The sequence below is a fragment of the Rhodococcus rhodochrous genome, assembly GCF_900187265.1.
In the GTDB taxonomy this organism is placed as follows: Bacteria; Actinomycetota; Actinomycetes; order Mycobacteriales; family Mycobacteriaceae; genus Rhodococcus; species Rhodococcus rhodochrous.
Genome location: NZ_LT906450.1, coordinates 439410 through 460642, shown reverse-complemented (window position 1 = coordinate 460642; position 21233 = coordinate 439410). Strand labels below are relative to the sequence as shown.

At 67.6% G+C, this 21233-nt stretch carries 19 protein-coding genes; 8 read left to right on the top strand and 11 right to left on the bottom strand.

The annotated features are described in order from the left end of the window. Positions 1-149: 149 nt before the first annotated feature. Genes CKW34_RS02115 through CKW34_RS02105 form a run of 3 tightly spaced genes read left to right on the top strand, consistent with a single transcriptional unit; the run spans position 150 to position 3021 of the window. Positions 150-1427: a TetR/AcrR family transcriptional regulator gene (locus CKW34_RS02115; protein ID WP_059383121.1), complete on the top strand. Its 1278-nt coding sequence runs from the start codon at positions 150-152 to the stop codon at positions 1425-1427. Next, the gene (locus tag CKW34_RS02110; protein WP_059383122.1) at positions 1424-2548 is read left to right on the top strand and encodes an NAD(P)-dependent alcohol dehydrogenase; all 1125 of its coding nucleotides are present in this window, start codon (positions 1424-1426) and stop codon (positions 2546-2548) included. The genes CKW34_RS02115 and CKW34_RS02110 overlap by 4 nt, the downstream gene beginning before the upstream one ends. Then, complete coding sequence (locus tag CKW34_RS02105; RefSeq protein ID WP_059383123.1) at positions 2545-3021, top strand: DUF4334 domain-containing protein; 477 nt, start codon at positions 2545-2547, stop codon at positions 3019-3021. Before CKW34_RS02110 ends, CKW34_RS02105 begins: the two co-directional genes overlap by 4 nt. A 66-nt stretch (positions 3022-3087) precedes the next feature. Here CKW34_RS02105 and CKW34_RS02100 read toward each other — a convergent pair whose 3' ends face one another. Then, positions 3088-3945 carry an oxygenase MpaB family protein gene (locus tag CKW34_RS02100; protein ID WP_059383124.1) on the bottom strand — a complete coding sequence of 286 codons (858 nt, stop codon included), beginning with the start codon at positions 3943-3945 and terminating at the stop codon, positions 3088-3090. 80 nt (positions 3946-4025) lie between these two features. Then, a complete protein-coding gene (locus CKW34_RS02095) occupies positions 4026-4775 on the bottom strand; it encodes a GntR family transcriptional regulator (protein WP_167388350.1) in 750 nt (249 codons plus the stop codon). Between the two features lie 130 nt (positions 4776-4905). Between CKW34_RS02095 and CKW34_RS02090 the strand changes: the two genes are divergently transcribed. Beyond that, positions 4906-6441: an aldehyde dehydrogenase family protein gene (locus CKW34_RS02090; RefSeq protein ID WP_059383126.1), complete on the top strand. Its 1536-nt coding sequence runs from the start codon at positions 4906-4908 to the stop codon at positions 6439-6441. A 4-nt stretch (positions 6442-6445) separates the two neighbouring features. Then, positions 6446-7411 (top strand): oxygenase MpaB family protein, encoded by a 966-nt coding sequence (locus CKW34_RS02085; protein ID WP_059383127.1) that lies wholly within the window; start codon positions 6446-6448, stop codon positions 7409-7411. Positions 7412-7508: 97 nt separating this feature from the next. Here the strand turns inward: CKW34_RS02085 and CKW34_RS02080 are convergent, their stop codons facing one another. The 5 genes from CKW34_RS02080 to CKW34_RS02060 all read right to left on the bottom strand — a co-directional run bounded on the left by CKW34_RS02080 (position 7509) and on the right by CKW34_RS02060 (position 11178). Continuing rightward, positions 7509-9005, bottom strand: coding sequence for an MFS transporter (locus tag CKW34_RS02080; protein WP_231921784.1), 1497 nt, complete (start codon positions 9003-9005; stop codon positions 7509-7511). A gap of 96 nt (positions 9006-9101) precedes the next feature. Continuing rightward, a complete protein-coding gene (locus CKW34_RS02075) occupies positions 9102-9701 on the bottom strand; it encodes a TetR/AcrR family transcriptional regulator (protein WP_059383129.1) in 600 nt (199 codons plus the stop codon). Next, on the bottom strand, positions 9698-10306 hold the full coding sequence (gene recR / locus CKW34_RS02070) for a recombination mediator RecR (protein ID WP_059383130.1): 609 nt from the start codon (positions 10304-10306) through the stop codon (positions 9698-9700). Before recR ends, CKW34_RS02075 begins: the two co-directional genes overlap by 4 nt. Positions 10307-10315: 9 nt before the next feature. Continuing rightward, positions 10316-10639, bottom strand: coding sequence for a YbaB/EbfC family nucleoid-associated protein (locus CKW34_RS02065; RefSeq protein ID WP_059383208.1), 324 nt, complete (start codon positions 10637-10639; stop codon positions 10316-10318). Positions 10640-10743: 104 nt separating this feature from the next. Further along, the gene (locus CKW34_RS02060) at positions 10744-11178 is read right to left on the bottom strand and encodes an SRPBCC family protein (RefSeq protein WP_059383209.1); all 435 of its coding nucleotides are present in this window, start codon (positions 11176-11178) and stop codon (positions 10744-10746) included. A 148-nt stretch (positions 11179-11326) separates the two neighbouring features. Here CKW34_RS02060 and CKW34_RS02055 point away from each other — a divergent pair, with 148 nt between their 5' ends. Both CKW34_RS02055 and CKW34_RS02050 read left to right on the top strand, forming a co-directional pair. Further along, positions 11327-12787 carry an FAD-binding oxidoreductase gene (locus tag CKW34_RS02055; protein WP_059383131.1) on the top strand — a complete coding sequence of 487 codons (1461 nt, stop codon included), beginning with the start codon at positions 11327-11329 and terminating at the stop codon, positions 12785-12787. After that, on the top strand, positions 12784-14091 hold the full coding sequence (locus CKW34_RS02050) for a class I SAM-dependent methyltransferase (protein WP_059383132.1): 1308 nt from the start codon (positions 12784-12786) through the stop codon (positions 14089-14091). The genes CKW34_RS02055 and CKW34_RS02050 overlap by 4 nt, the downstream gene beginning before the upstream one ends. A 92-nt stretch (positions 14092-14183) precedes the next feature. Here CKW34_RS02050 and CKW34_RS02045 read toward each other — a convergent pair whose 3' ends face one another. Both CKW34_RS02045 and CKW34_RS02040 read right to left on the bottom strand, forming a co-directional pair. Next, positions 14184-16331: a 3-hydroxyacyl-CoA dehydrogenase NAD-binding domain-containing protein gene (locus CKW34_RS02045; protein WP_080968306.1), complete on the bottom strand. Its 2148-nt coding sequence runs from the start codon at positions 16329-16331 to the stop codon at positions 14184-14186. A 23-nt stretch (positions 16332-16354) separates the two neighbouring features. After that, positions 16355-17569 (bottom strand): acetyl-CoA C-acetyltransferase, encoded by a 1215-nt coding sequence (locus CKW34_RS02040; protein ID WP_016695648.1) that lies wholly within the window; start codon positions 17567-17569, stop codon positions 16355-16357. Between the two features lie 339 nt (positions 17570-17908). Here CKW34_RS02040 and CKW34_RS02035 point away from each other — a divergent pair, with 339 nt between their 5' ends. After that, positions 17909-18625 carry a GntR family transcriptional regulator gene (locus CKW34_RS02035; protein WP_059383133.1) on the top strand — a complete coding sequence of 239 codons (717 nt, stop codon included), beginning with the start codon at positions 17909-17911 and terminating at the stop codon, positions 18623-18625. Here the strand turns inward: CKW34_RS02035 and CKW34_RS02030 are convergent. Both CKW34_RS02030 and CKW34_RS02025 read right to left on the bottom strand, forming a co-directional pair. Continuing rightward, positions 18580-19284, bottom strand: a complete 705-nt coding sequence (locus tag CKW34_RS02030) for a response regulator (RefSeq protein WP_059383134.1) — start codon at positions 19282-19284, stop codon at positions 18580-18582. The two genes, CKW34_RS02035 and CKW34_RS02030, sit on opposite strands and share 46 nt — an antisense overlap. Further along, a complete protein-coding gene (locus tag CKW34_RS02025) occupies positions 19281-21221 on the bottom strand; it encodes a sensor histidine kinase (RefSeq protein ID WP_059383135.1) in 1941 nt (646 codons plus the stop codon). Before CKW34_RS02025 ends, CKW34_RS02030 begins: the two co-directional genes overlap by 4 nt. Positions 21222-21233 lie beyond the last annotated feature (12 nt).

Below are 21233 nucleotides of genomic sequence, written 5' to 3'. Positions count from 1 at the left end.
TGGTTTGTCAATACGTTCTGTACTGCAGTTTTGGCGATTCTTACCCATAAGTAGTGTTCCTCCGCAGGGGGTTCGACTGTTACCTTTGAGGCCGACGACATTCGCCGCGACATCGCGGCCCGAGACAGGATCCACGACGAGGAGGCAGGGTGCCCGAACAAGCGCAGGTCGGGGCACGCACAGCCGCGAATACCGGCACCCCGACCCCCACCGTGCGTCGCCGGCCGAAGAACCGCAAGGCACAGATCGCCACGGTCGCGGCCGAGGCGTTCAGCGAACGCGGCTATCACGGTGTGAGCATCGACGAGATCGCCACTGCCGTCGGCATCTCCGGTCCCGCCCTGTACCGGCACTTCCCGAACAAGTACGCCCTGTTCCACCACGCCGTCGTCACCCTCGCCGACGCCCTCGGCTCCGCCCTCGCGGAGTTCGACGAGCAGAGCGGAGCGAACGGCACCGACCTCGACGCCGCCGAAGAGCTCGAACGCAAGCTCCTCGCTCTCATCCGCACCACGATCGAGAACCGCCGCACGGGTGGGTTGTACCGCTGGGAACGCCGCTATCTCACCGGCGAGGACCACAGCGAGATCCGCTCGAAGATGAGGGCGCTCAACCGCAGTCTCGCCCGCACGGTCGCGCGCCTGCGGCCGGACCTCACCGACGACGACTACATCCTGCTCAGCAGCGCGATGCTCAGCGTCATCGGCTCCATCACCACCCACCGCGTCCCGCTGTCCAATCGGCGCCTGCAGCAGTTGCTGCTCGACGCGTGCACGGCGGTCGCGGCGACCGATCTGGTGCCCGACGTCGACGAACCGACGCCGGCCCCCGAACCGCGCGGGCTGTCCGTGGCGAACAAGCGCGAGGTCCTCCTGCAGGAGGCCGTGCTGCTCTTCGACGCCCGGGGCTATCACGAGGTGAGCATCGAGGAGATCGGTGCGGCGGCCGGTATCAACGCATCCGGCGTCTACCGGCACTTCGCGAGCAAGGCCGATCTGCTCGCGGCCGCCTTCCACCGGGCCGGTGATCGCGTCGCGATGATCATCGGCGAGGCGCTCGCCGACTCCACGACCTCTGCGCAGGCCCTCGACGTCCTCACCGAGGTGTACGTCCGGATGTCGTTCGAGAACAGCGAACTGATGTCGGTGTACTTCGCCGAGGTCGGCAATCTGCCGGCACACCACCGCAGCGACCTGCGGAACATCCAGCGGCTCAACATCGAGGAATGGGCGCGCCTGGTCGGCGAACTCCGTCCCGAACTGCCCGCCGTCGAATGCCGTTTCCTCGTGCACGCCGCACTCAACCTCGTGCTCGACACCGGCAGCCTCGTGCACTTCCTGCCCACCCGTTCGCGGCAGCGCCGGGTGCAGCAGTTGATGCTCTCGGTGCTGCTCGGCGACACCGGTTCGCCGGAGACGGCGGGATGACCCGCACCGCCACCGCCGCGGTACTACGCGAGTACGGCGCGCCGCTGCGGCTCGAGACGGTGACCGTGCCCGAACTGCGCGACGACGAAGTACTCGTCCGGATCCACGGGGTCGGGATCTGCCACACCGATCTCACCGCCGCCGCGGGAGGCGTCCCCGTCCCGACACCCGTCGTGCTCGGCCACGAGGGCGCCGGAGTCGTCACCGAAGTGGGTTCGGCGGTCACCGGTCTCGCGGTCGGCGATCGGGTGGTCCTCGGATTCGACTCGTGCCGTACGTGCAGCAACTGCACCCGGGGACGGCACGCCTACTGCACGCGGTTCGCCCCGCTCAACTACGGCGGTGTACGCGCCGACGGCACCGCGGTGCTCCGCGACGCCGACGGAGCACCGGTGCACGGCAACTGGTTCGGGCAGTCGTCGTTCTCCTCGCTCGTCGTGGCCACCGAACGCAACGCCGTGCGTCTGCCGGCGGATGTTCCGGTAGCACTGGCGGGTCCGCTCGGATGTGGCCTCGCGACCGGCGCCGGAACCGTGCTCGAGGTACTGCGACCGGAACAGGGGTCGACGATCGTCGTCTTCGGTCTCGGCGCCGTCGGCACGGCCGCGGTGATGGCGGCACGGATCGCCGGGTGCGGGAACATCATCGGCGTCGACCCGAACCCGCGACGACACGGGCTCGCGCGAGCGCTCGGGGCCACCGAGACGCTATCCCCCGTCGATCACGACGACCTCGGACGGCACCTGCGTCGTCTCACCGGCGGTGGCGCCGACTGTGCGGTGGAGTCCGTGGGCACCGAATCCGTGATCCGGCAGGCACTGTCGTCGCTGGCCAGTCCCGGTGTCTGCGTCACCCTCGGGCTGCGCGCCGGCCGCAATCCCGTCTCGATCGACCAGACCCACCTGTTGTCCGGACGCACCCTGACCGGAGTCATCGAGGGCGACGTCGATCCCCACCGGTTCCTTCCAGAACTGGCCGCACTGTGGCGCGACGGGCACTTCCCCGTGGACGAACTCGTGCAGACCTTCGATTTCACGAAACTCGACGACGCTCTCGCCGCTGTCGCCTCCGGCGAGGTCGTCAAGGCCGTACTCACCTTCGACATCCAGGGGAACACATGAACGTCGTCCAGCGACTCGAGGAACTGCGCGCCCGCACCGACCGGATCGACCCTCGCGAACTCGATGCCCTCTGGGAGCATCTCGCTCCGGCCCGCATCGACGATCTCGTCGGATACCGTTGGAAGGGCTTCAGTTTCGACACCGGACACCGCACCCATACACTGCTCGGCAGGTCGCGATGGTACGGAAAGACGTTCGTGTCGGCATCCGAGGTCCAGCCGCTCGTGTGCTACGGCGAGGACGACGAGTTGTTCTCCGACACGAAGACCGGACGCGGTGAGGCAAGCCTGTGGGAGATCGTGTTCCGCGGCGAGGTGACGGCGACGATGGTCTACGACGGCATGCCGGTCTTCGACCACTTCAAGAAGGTCGACGACGACACCGTCGTCGGGGTGATGAACGGCAAGGGCTCGTTGGTGTTCGACGACGGCGAGCACTACTGGTTCGGTCTCGAACGCGACACCGCCGTGTGATCGTCGGACGGGAGACGCGAAGTGGCCGGACATGCGTCCGGCCACTCGGCATTCACGGCGAACCCCTCAGATGACGTGTCCGTGCGCCTTCATCCGGCGTCGCATGTCGTTGAGGTAGTAGGTGGCCGACAGCCGGCGGATCGGCCCGGGCACCGTGCGGTAGATCGGCGGGAACACCTTCCAGAACAGGTCGAAGCGCCGCTGGTCGCGCGGGCTCCACGGCAGCGCGAACTCGTCGCGCATGCGTTGCGGCAGAAGACCGATCGTCATGAACCGCTGCAGTGGCATGAGGGCACGAACGGGAAGCGGGGCATCGCCGCCGGTGAGGAGGTTGCGGGTGAAGGACCGCACCTTCCGATCGACCTCGAAGGTCGCGATCATCTCGTCCCAGTACCTGTCGAACTCCTCCCGCGTCTTCGGCCACATGTCGTCCTCGACCTGCAGGGCCGTGCCGTAGACCGCGGACTGGCGGTAGATGCGTTCGATGTCGGCATCGGTGAGCGGTCCGAACATCCGCTGGTACATGTTCACGCCGTTCCGGTACAGCGTTGCGGCGACCCACAACTGGAGTTCGGGGTCGAAGGCGTTGTAGGTCTCCGAGCGCACCGGGACGTGCGCCTTGTTGACCATCCGGACGACCTGCTTCTTCTCCTCGGGAGTGCCGAGCGTGACCGCATAGACGTAGGTCATCGTGGTGCGCAACCGGTCGAGCGGCCGCTGCAGGGTGGTGCTGTGATCGGCGACGCCGTGCCCGACACCGCGCGATGCCAGCTGCAGGAGGACCGTCGCGCCGGCTCCGAGCAGGAGCATCGACTCTCCGACGAAGTCGGCCAGTTCGACCGAGCCCGCCGGAAGCGGAGCGGGAGTCGCCACCGGCCCGTCGGTGGTGACGGCGGGGACGCGCTCTTCGGCGTGGGTCGTCATCGGAGGTCTCCTGATGGTGAAAGCACGGGTGCAGTACTGTCATACAAATTGTGCACACCCGTACTCAGATAGGCAAGTGCCTATCCGGAAGGCGAATCGACCCCCGCCCGCTCACGGTGGGCGACCAGACGCGCGGCCGCATCCTCGAACTGCAGGAGCGTCTGTGTGATCACCTCACTGTGGTCCTGCGCGGCGATCGCCTCGATCAGCTTCGTGTGCGACCGGACGGCGAGCGTCCCCCACTCGGCGTCCCGCGCGTAGAGACGGTACGGAATGGTGCGCGAGGCGGTGTTGAGGAACCATGCGAGCTTGGGGCTGTCGGCGATGCGGTTGAGCTCGCGATGGAAGTCGAACTCGGCGTCGGCGATCCGCTCGATGTCGGGCGTCACCCCCTCCGGGATGACGACGAGCATGCGCAACCGCTCGTTGAGGTCGGCCAGACGCTCGAGATCGGCCGGCGTGGCACGGTCGACCGCACGGAGTGCGAGCTCGACGGCGATCTGCCCCTGCAGCCAGAAGATGTCGTCGATGTCGCCGCGCGTGAGGGGCGAGACCCGGTAGCCGCGGTTCGGGGCGGATTCGACCATTCCCTCGCCGCGCAGTGTCAGCAGCGCCTCCCGGACGGGGGTGACGCTGACGCCGAGTTCGACCGCGGTCTCGTCGAGCCGGATGAAGTCGCCCGGACGCAGCGCGCCGGACATGATCGAGCCGCGGAGGTGGCCGGCCACCTCGTCGGAAAGCTGCGGACGGCGCCGCACGGCCCCCTCCGAACGTCGGGATGCCGCAGCGTGATCCGCCGCTGTCCCGGGGCTGCGTGTCGGTGCCGCCATCGTGTCTCCTGTAGGAATCCGGACAACTGCGCACGGGGGTTGTCCAATTGGCCCGCGAACGCCTAATGTGATGTCCACTACAGCTATCACATCAAATATATGTGATGTGGTCCACCAGGAAGTGTCGAACATGACCCAGAACCTCACCAGTCCGAAGAACGCGAAGAGCAACTCGGACAAGGCATCCACGGCAGCGAACACCGACACCTTCGCCAGCCTCGATCCCCGGAACGGCGAGGTGATCGCCGAGTATCCGATCGCCGACGAGGCCGCCGTGGGCGCGGCCGTCGAGCGTGCCCGCGTCGCTGCCCGCTGGTGGGAGGCGCAGGGCTTCCGCGGCCGCCGCGACTGGCTCCTCGAGTTCAAGAAGGCCGTCGCGACCGACGCGACCTCGCTCGCATCGGTGGTGTCCAAGGAGACCGGCAAGCCCTTCGGCGACGCCTTCCTCGAAGTCATGCTGGCGGTCGAGCATCTCGACTGGGCGGCCAAGAACGCCAAGAAGGTGCTCAAGCCCCGCAAGGTGCCCTCGGGCGTCGCGAGCTTCAACCAGGCCGCGACCCTCGAGTACAAGCCGCTCGGTGTCATCGGCGTGATCGGCCCCTGGAACTACCCGGTCTACACCCCGATGGGTTCGATCGCCTACTCGCTGGCCGCCGGCAACGCCGTCGTGTTCAAGCCGAGCGAGCTCACCCCCGGGGTCGCGAAGTGGCTCGAGGACAAGTGGAATTCGATCGCTCCCACTCAGCCCGTCTTCCAGGTGGTCACCGGTCTCGGTGAGACGGGTTCGGCGCTCGTGCGTTCGGGTGTCGACAAGGTCGCCTTCACCGGCTCCGGCCCCACCGCCCGCAAGGTCATGGCGGTGTGCGCCGAGTCGCTCACCCCGCTCGTCGCCGAGTGCGGCGGCAAGGACGCGATGATCGTCGCGGCCGACGCGAACATCGACGAGGCCGTCGAGTTCGCCGCCTTCGGTGCGTTCGGCAACGCCGGCCAGACCTGCGCGGGCGTCGAGCGCATCTACGTCGAGGAGCCCGTCTACCGTGAGTTCCTCGACAAGCTCACCGCCACCGTCCGGCGTGCGAAGCCGGGCGGCGACGAGAACTCGACCTACGGCCCCATGACGCTTCCGCGCCAGGTCGACATCGTGCGCAACCACATCGAGGACGCCCTGAAGTCCGGCGGCAAGGCCGTCCTGGGCGGACTCGAGTCGGTGCAGGAGCGCATCGTCGAACCCGTCATCCTCACCGACGTGCCCGAGACCTCGGCCGCGGTGTGCGAGGAGACCTTCGGCCCGACGGTCGTCGTCAACAAGGTCCGCGACCTCGACGAGGCAGTCGAGCGCGCGAACGGCACCAACTACGGTCTCGGCGCGTCGATCTTCACGCGCAACAAGAAGAAGGGCCGTCAGCTCGCCGAGCGCCTGCGCAACGGCATGGTGTCGGTCAACTCGGTGCTCGGCTTCGCCGCCATCGCCTCGCTGCCCTTCGGCGGCATCGGAGAGTCCGGCTTCGGCCGCATCCACGGCGCCGACGGCCTGCGCGAGTTCAGCCGTCCCAAGTCCGTCACGGTGGCGAAGTTCAGCTCGCCGCTCAAGCTCATGAGCCTCGAGCGTCCGGAGCGCGACCTGAAGATCTCGCAGGCGATGCTCAAGTTCATGCACGGAAGGTGAGCCGATGACGACCACTCCCCCGCGCACTCGCAGCCGGAAGGCCGCCGTCGTCGCAAAGCCCGAGGCACGTATCGAGAAGGCCGGCACGTTCCCGCCCCCGAACAGGGATCCGCACCCGAAGCGTGGGCGGATGGGCTGGGTCAAGGTGATCGAGGAGCTCGACCCGGTCACGCAGCACCAGGACATCGTGCGGATCACCGCCGGCTACGAGTTCCCGTGGGACTATCAGCGGTCGCTCGAGTTCGCCCTCTTCCGCACGTACTGCGTGCCCAGCATCTCGGAACTGCTCGCTCGCACCGGCGAGTTCGAGAAGCGGCCGCAGAAGCGGTACGACGACACGGCGCTGCTGATGGCCGAGCTGGTCGAGCACGGCTACGACGCCGAGCGGGGACGCGAATCGCTGCGCAACATCAACCGGATGCACGGCAAGTACTCGATCGACAACGACGACATGCTGTACGTCCTGTCGACCTTCGTGTACGACCCGCTCGACTGGATCGACCGTTACGGGTGGCGTCGTCTGCACCCGAAGGAGCGGCTGGCGTCGTTCTACTTCTACCGCCAGGTTGGCATCCGGATGGGCATCAAGGACATCCCGGAGTCGTTCCAGGAGTTCCACCGGTTCAAGCTCGAATACGAGCGTGAGAAGTTCACCTACAGCGACGACAACCACGCCATCGGTACCTACACGCTGCGCCTGTTCCAGTCGTGGTACCCGAAGGTGCTGAACAAGGGCATCGAGAAGGTCGTCTTCGCGCTGATCGACGACCGCATGGCGTCGGCGTTCGGTTTCCCGAAGAGCTCACCGCAGCTGACGGAGTTCGTCGAGGGTGCGCTGCGGGCACGGTCGGCGTTCGTGCGGCGACTGCCGAAGCGACGCGTGTCGCTGTCCGCGGGCAATGCCACCAACCGGACGTATCCGGGTTACCCCCTCGGTTACCGTCCGAGCGATCTGGGCGTCGAACACTGACGCACCGACAGGCATGGGGGACAGGAGGGGCGGCCCCGCATTCCGGTTTCACCACCGGGGTGCGGGGCCGTAACTGTTCTGCGAGGAGCGGGCCGGCTCAGTTCTCGACGGGCCGCAGGGCCTGCTTCGACGGGAGCGCGAAGCCCGAGACGAAGACGACCACGGCGCAGCCGGCGCACACGAGATAGGCGATCACGAAGCCCGCGGTGCCGATGCCGAGCCCGCCTCCGAGAGTGTGGGCTGCGAGCACCGAGGCGACGACCGCGCTGCAGACGGTGCTGCCCACGGTGCGGAGCAGGACATTGACGCCGTTCGCAGCCGCGTTCTGCGACAGGGGCACAGCACCGAGCAGGAGCACCGGCAGTGTGCAGTACACGAGCGACGTGCCGATGGCCGCGACGAAGATGGCGGCGACCACGAGCCACAGCGGCTTGCCGGGCACCGCGTGGACGCTGTAACCGGCGAGCAGGAAGACCGCTCCGGTCATGATCGTGATCTTGGGGCCGAAGCGTTCGGTGATCCGGGAGGCCACGATCGCGAAGATCATCATCGCGAAGCTCGCGGCGAGCTGACACGCGGCGGCCTGGAGGATGGTCAGTTCGTACCCGGCTCCGTGCCCGGACGGCGCCTGCAGCAGCTGCGTGGTGATGAGGGTGTTGCCGTAGAAGGCGAACCCGACGAGCAGTGCCGACAGATGCGGCGCGAGGACGGAACGGCGGGCCGAGACACGCAGGTCGACGAGCGGGTTGCGGTTGCGCAACTGCTGCACGCCCCAGAGCACGAACAGCAGCACCGACGCGGCGAACGAGAGCAGCACCGCGGGGCTCGACCAGCCCCACGTGCTGCCCTGGGTGATGGGCACGAGCAGGCACACCAGCGCTGCGGACAGGCCGGCGGCGCCCACGGCGTCGAAACGACCGCCGGTGCGGGTGTCCGATTCCGGGATGACGATCCACGCCGCGAGGGCCACACCGGCACCGATCGCGGCGGTGATCCAGAAGAGCAGGTGCCAGTCGGCGAACTGGACGATGGCGGCCGCGAACGGGATGCCGACCGCGGTGCCGATGCCGAGGGTGGAGCTGAGCATCGCGATCGAGCGCTCCACGTGATCGCGGGGCACGACCTCGCGGAGGATCGCCATGCCGATCGGCAGCACCGCCGCGCCGGCGCCCTGCAGGCCGCGGGCGAAGATGAGCAATCCGATGTCGGAGGTCAGCGCGCAGATCAGCGAGCCGAGGGTCATGAGCGAGAACGCGATGAGGAGCATCCGCTTCTTGCCGATCATGTCGGCGAGACGGCCGAAGATCGGCGTCATCACCGCACCGACCAGCAGGGTGCTCGTCACCAACCACGAGACCGCGGTGGTTCCGGCGCCGGTGAAGCCCGGCATGCTCGGCAGGAGCGGGACCATGACGGTCTGCATGATGGCCTGGAAGACGGCACCGACCGCGAGAACCGGGAAGACGAGATGCCGCAGGTCGCGTGTCTTCTTCTCCGCCGGTCCGCTCGCCGTCTTCGTTCCGGGGACCGAGCGGGTCGGCGCGGAGGCGGACCTACCCGACACGTGCAGGCGCAGGGGGAGCGAGATCGACATCGACACTCCCTCCTCGCCAATAGGTAAATAGCCGTTCACCACATTAGGTGAACGGCTATTTACCCTCAAGAGGAGTGACCAAGGTCATTCGTGCCGCTAAGAACTGTCTCCGTCGAGCAATCGCTGGACCAGCGGCGCGTACAGCGCCACCACCTCCTCGACCGTTCCGGTCGCGCGCTCCTGCATCATGCGGCGGCGCATGATCGCCAAACCCATCACCGCCGACATCGCCAGCTCGGCCCGGAGACGGGCGTCCGGCCCCGGAAGCCGCGCGGCGAGAGCGTCGACCATCTGCGTGGAGTAGTTGTCGCGGAGCATGCGGTTGCTCTCCTCGCTGCCCCCGCTCATGAAGAGGATGTTCATCGACAGCGGCTTGTAGGGCTCGAGCGGGCGGGCGAGCATCGCGACCATCCGCTCCCCCAGACTCTCGAGCGGCCCGTCGAACAGCACCTGCGCGCCGTACTGGAAGTCGACGAGCTCCTCGTACAACTGCTCCTTCGAGCCGAAGTACTTGATGATCAGCGGTGCGCTGACGCCCGCTTCCTCCGCGATGTCCTTGAGCGTGATGTCGCGGTAGGGGCGCGTCGCGAACGCCTTACCGGCAGCATCGATGATCAGCTTCCTGGTCTCGTCGGAAGTTCGGCGACGCTTCTCGGGTGCACCCCGATGCGATGCCTCCGTGCTGCGCACGGTCACATCGCCCGCCTCCCCGACAACGCTCGTCCGAGCGTCAGCTCGTCGGCGAACTCGAGGTCGCCGCCCATCGGCAGACCCGACGCGAGGCGTGTCACGCTCAGCCCCGGGAAGTCGCGCAGCATGCGCACCAGATAGGTGGCCGTCGCCTCGCCCTCCGTGTTGGGGTCGGTCGCGATGATCACCTCGGAGACGTCGATGCCGTCCTCCTGGTTGCCGATCCGGGTGAGCAGTTCGCGGATGTGCAGCTGGTCGGGACCGACACCGTTGAGAGGGTCGAGCGCACCACCGAGGACGTGGTAGCGCCCCCGGAACTCACGGGTGCGTTCGATCGCCTGCACGTCCTTCGGTTCCTCGACCACGCAGATCACCGTGCGGTCGCGGCGAGGATCGGAGCAGATGCGGCAACGCTGCTGGTCGGAGACCGTTCCGCAGACCTCGCAGAACTGCACGCCGTCGCGGATCCGCTGCAGCGCCGCCTGCAGGCGGTCGATCTCGGGCGGCTCGACCGAGAGCAGATGGAACGCGATGCGCTGGGCACTCTTCGGGCCGACGCCCGGAAGCTTGCCCAGCTCGTCGATGAGGTCCTGTACCGGTCCTTCGTACAACGCCGACCTCTAGAAACCGGGCAGGCCGGGGATTCCGCCGCCGAGCCCACCCGCGAGCGGACCGAGCTTCTCGGCCGCGATGTCCTGGGCCTTCGCCGAGGCGTCGGCGATCGCACCGACCACGAGATCCTGCAGGGTCTCGACGTCCTCGGGGTCGACGACCTTCGGATCGATCTTCACGGACACGACCTCGCCCGTGCCCTTCACCGTCGCCGTGACGAGACCACCGCCGGCCTGGCCGGTGACCTCCGCCTGCGCCATCTCGTTCTGCGCAGCCACGAGCTGCTGCTGCATCTGCTGGGCCTGAGCGAGGAGTTGCTGCATGTCGGGCATTCCACCACCGGGTTGCACGGCACGTCCTTTCTGCACGTTTGTGATGCCAGCCTAGTCGCCGCGCATCGGGGTCGGCACAGACGCCGAGGTCGACGGAACCGGGCTCAGTCGACTTCCTTCTTCAGGTTCTCGAGCATCTGCTGCTGGATCTTCTTCAGGCCGAGCGGCGCGAACGTCTTCTCGAAGAAGCCCTTGACGCCTCCGGCGCCCTTCCACTGCGTGAGCACCACGACCGTCGAACCCGTCCCGTTCGGCACGACGCTGTAGGTCGTCACGAGCGAGGAGTTGGCATCCGTCTCCGTGACGGTACTGCCCTTCACCGACACGGTGGCCTGCACGTCGCGCTGGCGCTTCTCCGTGGCTTGGAGGATCCAGTGCACGACGGTGCCGTCGCCGCGACCGCCGGATATCACGCGGTAGTCGCGGTAGTGCTCGGTGAGGATGCGCGGACGCACGGTCTCGTAGTCGGCCAGGGCGGTGAGCACCGCCTCGGGAGCTGCCGCCAACTGGATCGAACTGCTTGCACTGACCTGTGCCATGAACGACTCCTTCTGCTTCTTCCGTGCTGATGCGGGCTCGAATGTGCCTGTGACGACTACATCCATCCTGCCTCGCGCGTTCCGGGACGGATGCGACCGCCGGGTCTATTGTGGACGTACCCACTGATGCGCCGCTCCGAGGAGTCGAATGCAGATGCCGAGATCGTCAGGTGTGAAGGTCCCGTACGGGGAGGCGGTACACCGTCAGGGTGTCGACCGCCTGCTGCGCTCGTACAGCGCGATTCCGGCCGACGCGCCCGTGCGACTCGCGAAGAAGACGTCGAACCTCTTCCGAGCGCGCGCCGCGGTGAACGCGCCGAGGCTCGACGTCTCCGGTCTCGGCGGTGTCATCTCCGTCGACCCTCAGGCACGCACCGCCGACGTCGCCGGCATGTGCACCTACGAGGACCTCGTCGACGCGACGCTGCCCTACGGCCTCGCGCCGTTGGTCGTCCCGCAGCTGAAGACCATCACGCTCGGCGGCGCCGTCACCGGGCTCGGCATCGAGTCGACCTCCTTCCGCAACGGCCTCCCCCACGAGTCCGTGCTCGAGATGGACATCCTCACCGGGTCCGGCGAGATCATCACGGCCCGCCCCGAGGGTGAGCACGCCGATCTGTTCCACGGCTTCCCCAACTCGTACGGTTCGCTCGGGTACGCCACGCGCCTGCGCATCGAACTCGAACCGGTGAAGCGTTTCGTCGCACTGCGTCACCTGCGTTTCGACACGATCGCCGATCTGCAGTCCGCCCTCGCGCGGATCGTCGACGAACGAACCTGGGACGGCACACCGGTCGACTATCTCGACGGTGTCGTCTTCTCTGCGACCGAGAGCTACCTGACGCTCGGCACACAGACCGACGAGCCGGGTCCCGTCAGCGATTACACCGGGCAGGACATCTACTACCGGTCGATCCAGCACGTCTCCGTCAACCGCCCCAAGGAGGATCGGCTCACGATCCGCGACTATCTGTGGCGGTGGGACACCGACTGGTTCTGGTGCTCACGGGCTTTCGGCGCCCAGAACCCGAAGATCCGCCGGATGTGGCCGAAGCAGTTGCTGCGCAGCAGTTTCTACTGGAAGCTCATCGCGCTCGACCACAAGTACTCGGTGGCCGACCGGATCGAGGCGCGCAAGGGCAATCCGCCCCGCGAGCGCGTCGTGCAGGACATCGAGGTCCCGCTCGAACGCACGCGGGAGTTCGTCGAGTGGTTCCTCGACGAAATCCCCATCGAGCCGATCTGGTTGTGCCCCTTGAAATTGCGCGACATCGAGTCGGCCCCGGACGGCCGGCGTCCGAGCACCGCGGACCCCCAGCGTCCGTGGCCGCTGTACCCGCTCGAGCCGAAGCGCGCCTATGTGAACGTCGGGTTCTGGTCGTCCGTTCCCATCGTGCCCGGCGCCGAGGAGGGCGCCGCCAACCGGTTGATCGAGAAGAAGGTCGCCGAACTCGACGGGCACAAATCGCTCTACTCGGACTCCTATTACTCGAAGGACGAGTTCGAGAAACTGTATTACGGCGGTGGTGAATACCCCGCCCTCAAACAGAAATACGACCCTCGGTCCCGTCTACTGGACCTCTTCTCGAAGGCGGTGCAAAGAAAGTGACCATATTCAAGACCGAGAACGATCGGTCCACCGAGGACAAACTCGCGCTCGCCCAGATCGTCGAGATCGTGACCGGCGGCGACATGCCGCTGCGCTTCACGGCCTACGACGGTTCGGCCGCGGGGCCGGAGGACTCCCCGTACGGTCTGCATCTCGCATCACCCAAGGGCGCGACGTACATCGCCACGGCCCCCGGCGATCTGGGCATGGCCCGGGCGTACATCTCGGGCGATCTCCAGGCCAAGGGTGTGCATCCCGGCAACCCCTACGAGTTGCTCGCCTCGCTCGGCGACCTGCACCTCGAGCGCCCCCCGGCACGGATTCTCGCGCAGATCGCCCGGTCGCTCGGCACCGAACTGCTCAAGCCGATCGCACCGCCGCCGCAGGAGCACCTGCCGCGCTGGCGCCGCATCGCCGAGGGTCTGCGCCACTCGAAGTCGCGCGACGCCGAGGTCATCCACCATCACTACGACGTGTCCAACGAGTTCTACGAGTACGTCCTCGGGCCCTCGATGACGTACACCTGCGCTGTTTTCGAATCCGAGAACCAGAGCCTCGAGGACGCCCAGGAGAACAAGTACCGTCTGGTCTTCGAGAAGCTGCGGCTGAAGCCGGGCGACCGTCTGCTCGACATCGGTTGCGGCTGGGGCGGAATGGTGCGCTACGCCGCTCGTCGCGGCGTGAAGGCCCTCGGCGTGACGCTCTCCAAGGAGCAGGCCGAGTGGGCACAGAAGGCCATCGCCGAGGAGGGTCTGAGCGAGCTGGCAGAGGTCCGGCACTCCGACTACCGCGACGTGCCCGAGGGCGGGTTCGACGCCATCTCGTCGATCGGCCTGACCGAGCACATCGGTGTCGCCAACTACCCTGCGTACTTCCGGTTCCTCCACAGCAAGCTGCGGGTGGGCGGTCTGCTGCTGAACCACTGCATCACCCGGCCGACCAACAACACCCGCACCAAGGCCGGTGGTTTCATCGACCGGTACGTCTTCCCCGACGGGGAGCTCACCGGTTCGGGCCGCATCATCACCGAGGCGCAGAACATCGGCTTCGAGGTGATGCACGAGGAGAACCTGCGCGAGCACTACGCCCTGACGCTGAAGGGGTGGTGCGAGTACCTCGAGAAGCACTGGGAGGCCTGCGTCGCCGAGGTCGGTGAGGGCACCGCCCGCCTATGGGGTCTGTACATGGCCGGCTCCCGCCTCGGCTTCGAACGCAACGTGGTGCAGCTGCACCAGGTGCTCGCGGTCAAGCTCGGCGACGACAAGAAGCCGCAGACGCCGCTGCGGCCCTGGTGGGTCGCCTAGTCGTCCGGCCGGCACGACAACAGAAGAACGCGAACGGGAAGGGCTCCCGACGCCGTGGCGTCGGGAGCCCTTCCGTACAACCGTCGCGTGCGTCAGCTGCGCAGCGACGCCGGCGGGTTGAAGCGCTCGCCGTACTTGGCGGCGAGTTCCTCGGCGCGCTTGACGAAGCCTTCCTTGCCACCCGGGTAGCCGACGATGTACTGAGCGACACCACCGGTCCAGGCCGGGAAGCCGATGCCGAAGATCGAGCCGATGTTGGCGTCGGCGGTGGTCTCGAGAACACCCTCGTCGAAGCACTTCTGGGTCTCGATCGCCTCGGCGAAGAGCATGCGGTCGATCAGATCCTGCAGCGGCACATCGAGCGTCGCCTCGGTCTTGTAGTGATCGCGCACGCCCTGCCAGATGCCCTGACGCTTGCCGTTCTCGTCGTACTCGTAGAAGCCGGCCTTCTCGAGGCGGCCCGGACGGCCCTGCTCGATCATCCAGTCGACGACGTCGAGTGCGGGGTGTCGCGAGGCGCCGAGCTTGGTGTCGCCCTGCTTGGCGGCCTCCTCGGTCTCCTTCGCGATCTTCTGCATGAGCTTCATGTTCAGCTCGTCGGTCAGCTGCAGCGGCGGAGCCGGGTAGCCCGCCTGCGAACCGGCCTGCTCGATGGTCGCGGGCTCGATGCCTTCGCCGAGCATGGCGATGGCCTCGTTGACGAACGTGCCGATCACGCGCGAGGTGAAGAAGCCGCGGCTGTCGTTGACGACGATCGGGGTCTTGCGGATCGCGAGCGTGTAGTCGAACACGCGGGCCAGGGCCTCGTCGGAGGTCTTCTCACCCTTGATGATCTCGACCAGCGGCATCTTGTCGACCGGCGAGAAGAAGTGGATACCGATGAAGTCCTCGGGACGCTTGACGCCGGTCGCGAGACCGGTGATGGGCAGCGTCGAGGTGTTCGAACCGAGCAGCGCGTCGGGATCGACGATGTCCTCGATCTCCTGGAACACCTTGTGCTTGAGCTCGGTGTTCTCGAAGACGGCCTCGATGACGAAGTCGACACCCGCGAAGTCGGCGGCGTCGGCCGTCGGCTTGATGCGGTCGAGCAGAGCCTTCGACTTCTCCTCGGTGGTCTTGCCACGCGAGAGGGCCTTGGCCTCGATCTTCTCCGAATAGTTCTTGCCACGCTCGGCGGCCTCGAGGGTGACGTCCTTGAGGACGACGTCGAAACCGGCCTTGGCGGAGACGTACGCGATGCCTGCGCCCATCATGCCGGCGCCGAGAACGCCGACCTTCTTGATCTCACGCTTCGGCACGTCCTTCGGACGCGAGGCGCCCGAGTTGATGGACTGCATGTCGAAGAAGAACGCCTGGATCATGTTCTTCGCGACCTGGCCGGTGGCGAGCTCGACGAAGTACCGCGACTCGATGGTCGAGGCGTTGTCGAAGTCGACCTGCGAGCCCTCGACGGCAGCGGCCATGATGGCGCGCGGAGCCGGCATCGGGGCACCCTTGATCTGCTTGCGCAGGTTCGCGGGGAAGGCCGGGAGGTTCGCGGCGAGCGCCGGGCTGGCCGGGGTGCCACCGGGGATCTTGTAACCCTTGACATCCCACGGCTGGACGCCGCCCTCGGGGTTGGCCTTGATCCATTCCTTCGCGGCCGGGACGAGCTCCTCGACGCTGCCCACGACGTCGTGGATCAGGCCGATCTCCTTGGCCTTGACGGCGTTGTACTTGTTGCCCTGCAGCAGAACCGAGAGCAGAGCGGTCTGGATGCCGAGCAGGCGCACGGTGCGGGTGATGCCACCGCCACCGGGGAGCAGGCCGAGGCTGGCCTCGGGCAGGCCGATCTGGACACCCTTGACGTCGGCGGCGATGCGGTGGTGCGTCGCGAGGGCGATCTCGAGACCGCCACCGAGAGCCGCGCCGTTGATAGCGGCGACGACGGGCTTACCGAGGGTCTCGAGGCGACGCAGGTCGGCCTTGATGCCCTGGACCTCGTCGAACGCGGCCTGCGCGTCCTCGGGGCCGATCTCGATGATGTTGCGCAGGTCGCCGCCGGCGAAGAAGGTCTTCTTCGCGGAGGTGATCACCACACCGGTGATGGAGTCCTGCTCCTCGTACAGGCGGTCGACGGTGGCCTTCATCGACGCCTTGTACAGCTCGTTCATCGTGTTGGCGCCCTGGTTGGGGTCGTCGAGGGTCAGCACAACGATGCCGTCGGCGTCCTTCTCCCAGGAAATCATGTTGTCGCTCACTGTTGTTCAGATTCCTTCCGGTGTCAGACGCGCTCGATGATGGTGGCCACACCCATGCCGCCACCGATGCACAGGGTGACGAGGGCGCGCTTGGCTCCGCGGCGCTCGAGCTCGTCGATCATGGTGCCGGTGATCATGGCGCCGGTGGCGCCGAGCGGGTGGCCCATCGCGATGGCGCCGCCGTTGACGTTGAGCTTCTCGTCCGGGATGTTCAGATCCTTCTGGAACTTCAGGACGACCGAGGCGAACGCCTCGTTGATCTCGAACAGGTCGATGTCGTCGACCGTCAGGCCCGCCGCGGCGAGAACCTTGTGCGCGGCCGGCGTGGGGCCGGTGAGCATGATCGTCGAGTCGGCACCGGAGGTGGCCGTGGCGACGACGCGGGCACGCGGGGTCAGACCGAGGTCCTTGCCGGCCTGCTCGGAACCGACGAGCACGAGTGCCGCGCCGTCTACGATGCCCGAGCTGTTGCCACCGTGATGGACGTGGTTGATCTTCTCGACGAAGTGGTACTTCTGCTGCGCGACGGCGTCGAAGCCGCCCATCTCACCGATGGTCGCGAACGACGGCTGCAGCTTGGCCAGACCCTCGAGGGTCGTGTCCGGACGCATGTGCTCGTCCTGGTCGAGGATGGTCAGGCCGTTCTGGTCCTTGACCGGGACGACCGACTTGGAGAAGTAGCCGCCGGACCAGGCTGCCGCCGCGAGCTGCTGCGAGCGCAGTGCGTAGGCGTCGACGTCCTCGCGGGTGAAGCCCTCGATGGTCGCGATGAGGTCGGCGGAGATGCCCTGGGGAACCAGGTAGCTGTCGTAGTTGGTGGCGGGATCGAGCATCCACGCGCCACCGTCGGAGCCCATGGGCACGCGGGACATCGACTCGACGCCACCGGCGAGGACGAGCTCGTCCCAGCCCGAGCGGACCTTCTGCGCAGCCATGTTGACGGCCTCGAGGCCCGACGCGCAGAAGCGGTTGATCTGCACGCCACCCGTGGTGACCGGCAGGTTCGCGATGGTGACCGCGGTGCGGGCGATGTCGGCACCCTGGTCGCCGACGGGGCCGACGACACCGAGGATCAGGTCGGAGATGCGGTTCTCGTCGAGGTCGGGGAAGCGAACACGCAGCTCGTCGATCAGGCCCGTAACCAGGGAGATCGGCTTGACGGAATGCAGCGAGCCCGTCTTCTTGCCTCGGCCGCGTGGTGTTCGGATGGCTTCATAGATGAATGCCTCGGTGGTCACAGTGCGCAGGTTCCTTCCCGTGCTTGCGGAGCGATGGCACCCACGGCCCTGCAGAGGGCCGCCGTGCCCAACCTCCACCACGGTAGAAGCGGACGGCCCTCGGCGGTAAGGACCGAAGCGATCGGTGTCCGTGACCGAACCGAACGTCCGGACACCGCCCCATACAGGCATCGCCGCCCACCATCCCGCCCCGTTTACAGCACTTTCCCCAGCGCACCGACGGGAACGGGCACGGCGGCAGGCTCTGCCCACGGGTCCGTCGTCGCAGGGCGCTGCCGGCTTCCGGCGCCCGGTGTGGTGAGCAGTTGGTGTGGACCGGAATCCGGCTACGCTTGATACGTGGCCTCCGTCGTTCGCGAAGCGCGCACGCTCAAGCACCAGATCGTGCGCCGCCAGGTCGAGTGCCTCCTCGACCAGCTCAGCGTGGGAGATCAGGTCCCTTCCGAGCGCGATCTCGCCACCCGGTTCGACGTCGCCCGCGAAACGGTCCGTCAGGCACTGCGCGAACTGCTCGTCGACGGTCGCATCGAACGGCGGGGCCGCAGCACCGTCGTCGCCGGACCGAAGATCGTCCAGCCCCTCGTCATCGGTTCCTACACCGAGGCCGCCCTGCTCGAAGGGCGCAGCGCCGGGCGTGTGCTCGTCGCGTGGACCGACCTCGTCGCCGACGACGAGCTGGCCTGCCGTCTCGGTCTCGAGCCCGGCGATCCCGTCCTCGAACTCGAACGTGTCCTGCTCACCGACGGAGTGCATGTGGGGCTCGAACGCACACGCCTTCCCGCACACCGCTTTCCGGAGCTGCGCCGGACGCTGGATCCGTCGTCGTCGCTGTACGCCGCGATCCGTTCGTACGGGATCACCTTCGCGCGGGCGGTCGAGCGGATCGAGACCACGCTGCCGGATGCGCGCGAGGCGGCGCTGCTCGACGCCGACACGCGCACCCCGATGCTGCTGCTCGAGCGGACCTCCTACGACGAGAACGACGTGCCGATCGAGCACCGCCGGTCGCTCTACCGCGGCGACCGGATGTCGTTCGTCACGACCGTCACTCCCTGAGCAGCAGGTCGGTCGACGCCCAGGCCTGCTTCCCGCGCACGCACGATCGCGCTCGCCCGGTCGGCGGCACCGATCTTGCCGAGGATGTTGGACACGTGGTTGCGCACCGTCTTCTGACTGAGCACGAGCCGGCGGGAGATCGCCGCGTTGTCGAGTCCGCGGGCCACGAGATCGAGGATCTCCCGCTCCCGTTCGGTCAGGTCCGGGAAGGCCGCCGAGGTGTTGCGGGAGGTCGCGACCGCCGCAAGGGCTTTCGCCGCGACCGCCGCACCGACGATCATCTCGCCGTCGGCCACGGCCCGGATCGCCCGTTCGACCCCTGACGGATCGGCCCCCTTGACGAGATAACCCGACGCACCGGCACGGATCGATGCGACGAGGATGTCCTCGTCCTCGTGCATGGTGACCATCAGGATCCGGGTGCCCGGCGACTTCCGGAGGATGCTGCGGGTCGCGTCGATCCCCGATCCGTCGCCGAGTTCGATGTCCATGAGCACGACGTCGACGTCCGCGGTCACGACCTCGAGCGCCTCCCCCACCGAACTCGCCTGGCACACGACGTCGATCCCGTCGAGGGTGCCCAGCAGTGCCGCCATACCGAGGCGGAAGACGGGATGGTCGTCGACGACCGCAACGCGTATCGCTCCGTTGTCGCTCATGATTCGGACCAGGGTAGCCGTGCCCGCACCACGACACCGCGGGGGTCACCGGGCTCGATGCCCACCGTTCCACCGACCTCCCGGGCCCGTTCCCGCATGCTCTGCGTCCCCACCCCGACGCGTGCGTCGGTCGCGAGCCCTCGTCCGTCGTCGACGATGTCGAGGACCAGCAGGTCGCCCTCCGCCGCGACCCGCACCGTGCATTCGTCGGCGCCGGAATGCCGTCGTGCGTTGATGATCGCCTCGGAGGCGATGCCGTAGGCGGCCCACGCGATCGGCCCGGACACCCCGGCGGGGAGGTCGGATTGCAGGTCGACACGGAATCCCGCACGGGCGTGGGTGATCACGAGTTCGTCGAGTGCGGCGGTGAGGCCGAGTTCGTCGAGGACCGGGGGCAGCAGACTGCGCGAGAGCTCGCGCACACCGTCGACCTGCCGGTCGAGTTCGCGGAGCAGTTCATCGACGAGTCCGGCCGCGGCTTCCGGGTCGGTGGCGACGAGATTGCGTGCGCCCTGCAGGCCGAGCCGCACCCCGGCGAGCGACGGGCCGAGACCGTCGTGCAGTTCGCGGCGGATGGTGCGGCGTTCCTCGAGTCTCACCTCGGTGAGGCGGCGACGTGCGTCTTCGAGGTCCTCGGCCGACCGCAGGACGACGAGACCGGCGTCGACGACGGTCGCGAGTTCGGTGAGCGCCCGCCGGCTGCGTGTCCCGAGCGATTCGCCCGGGGGTGCGGTGACGGCGAGGGTGGCGTCGCCGGAACCGACCGGCACCTCCTCGACGGGTCCGGTCGCGGTCCCCCAGCGTGCGATCACGTCGCCGCCTCGGCGCACCTCGACCGATTCGAGGCGCAGTGCGGTACCGATGCCGGCGGCGAGTTCGCCCAGCAGCAGGTCGGGGGAATCGGCACCGGCGAAGTGCCGCCCGAGAATCCGGACCGCGCGTGCCGGGTCGACGCCGTCGCCGTAGACGAGGCGGTGCACCTTCCGGCCGAGCCACATCCGCACCGGCTGCACGGCCAGCGCGACGGCGGTGGCGGCGACCGCCTGGGCGAAGACCGATTCGTTCGGGAGCACCAACGACACCGCGACCGTCACCGCGAGATAGCAGGTGACGAGCACGGCGGTGAGACTGCCGGCGAGCGCGGCACGGCCGACGGCGAGGTCGATGCCCCAGAGTCGTTGGCGCAGTACGACGGCGAGGATCGCGACCGGATAGAAGGCCTGCGTCGCGAGGTGGAGTAACGGCGTGAGCATCCACGGCACGTCCGGGACCGCCAGCGGGATGTACGAGGCCGTCATCAGGGCACTGCCGAGCGCGAGCCATCCCGTCCCGGACCGTTCGCCGTCGGGGGCGTGGCGGCGCCGCCACTCGACGTGCCCGGCAGTCAGGAAGCCTACCGCCACAACGGGTCCGACGAACCGGATGTCGGCGATGTCGGTGAATGTGCGCGCCCAGAAGAACCATGCGATCGTCAGGATGCCGAGGCCGATCCCGGCTCGTATCACGGGATCTGCCGGGCGGTCGCGGACGAGCCACGGAACCACGAGGAACAACGCGAGCGTCCCGGGGATCCAGGTGGTGTTCTGCAGCGGCCCGAGGAATCCGACGGGCAGTTCGGGGCGGACGAGGGCGAGCTGTGTCCAGCTGTAGGACACCGCTGCCACGCCGACACCGATCGACGCGACGGCCAGCAGGATCGGCACGGCGTGGACCCGGCGGGCGAGGATCACCCCGGCGACCGTCCCGTAGACGGCGGCTCCGACCACGTCGACGAGGAAGAACAGCTGGTCGGAATCGAGCGCGGGCCGGGCCGCGACGAACACGACGACGGCCGCGACGGCGAGCAACCAGGAGGCGACGGCCACGACGGCGGCGGGTACCGGAGCCCCGGTACCCGCCGATCCGTTCGTCGCGACTGTGCCGACTGTGCCCTTCATGGTGCGGTGAGT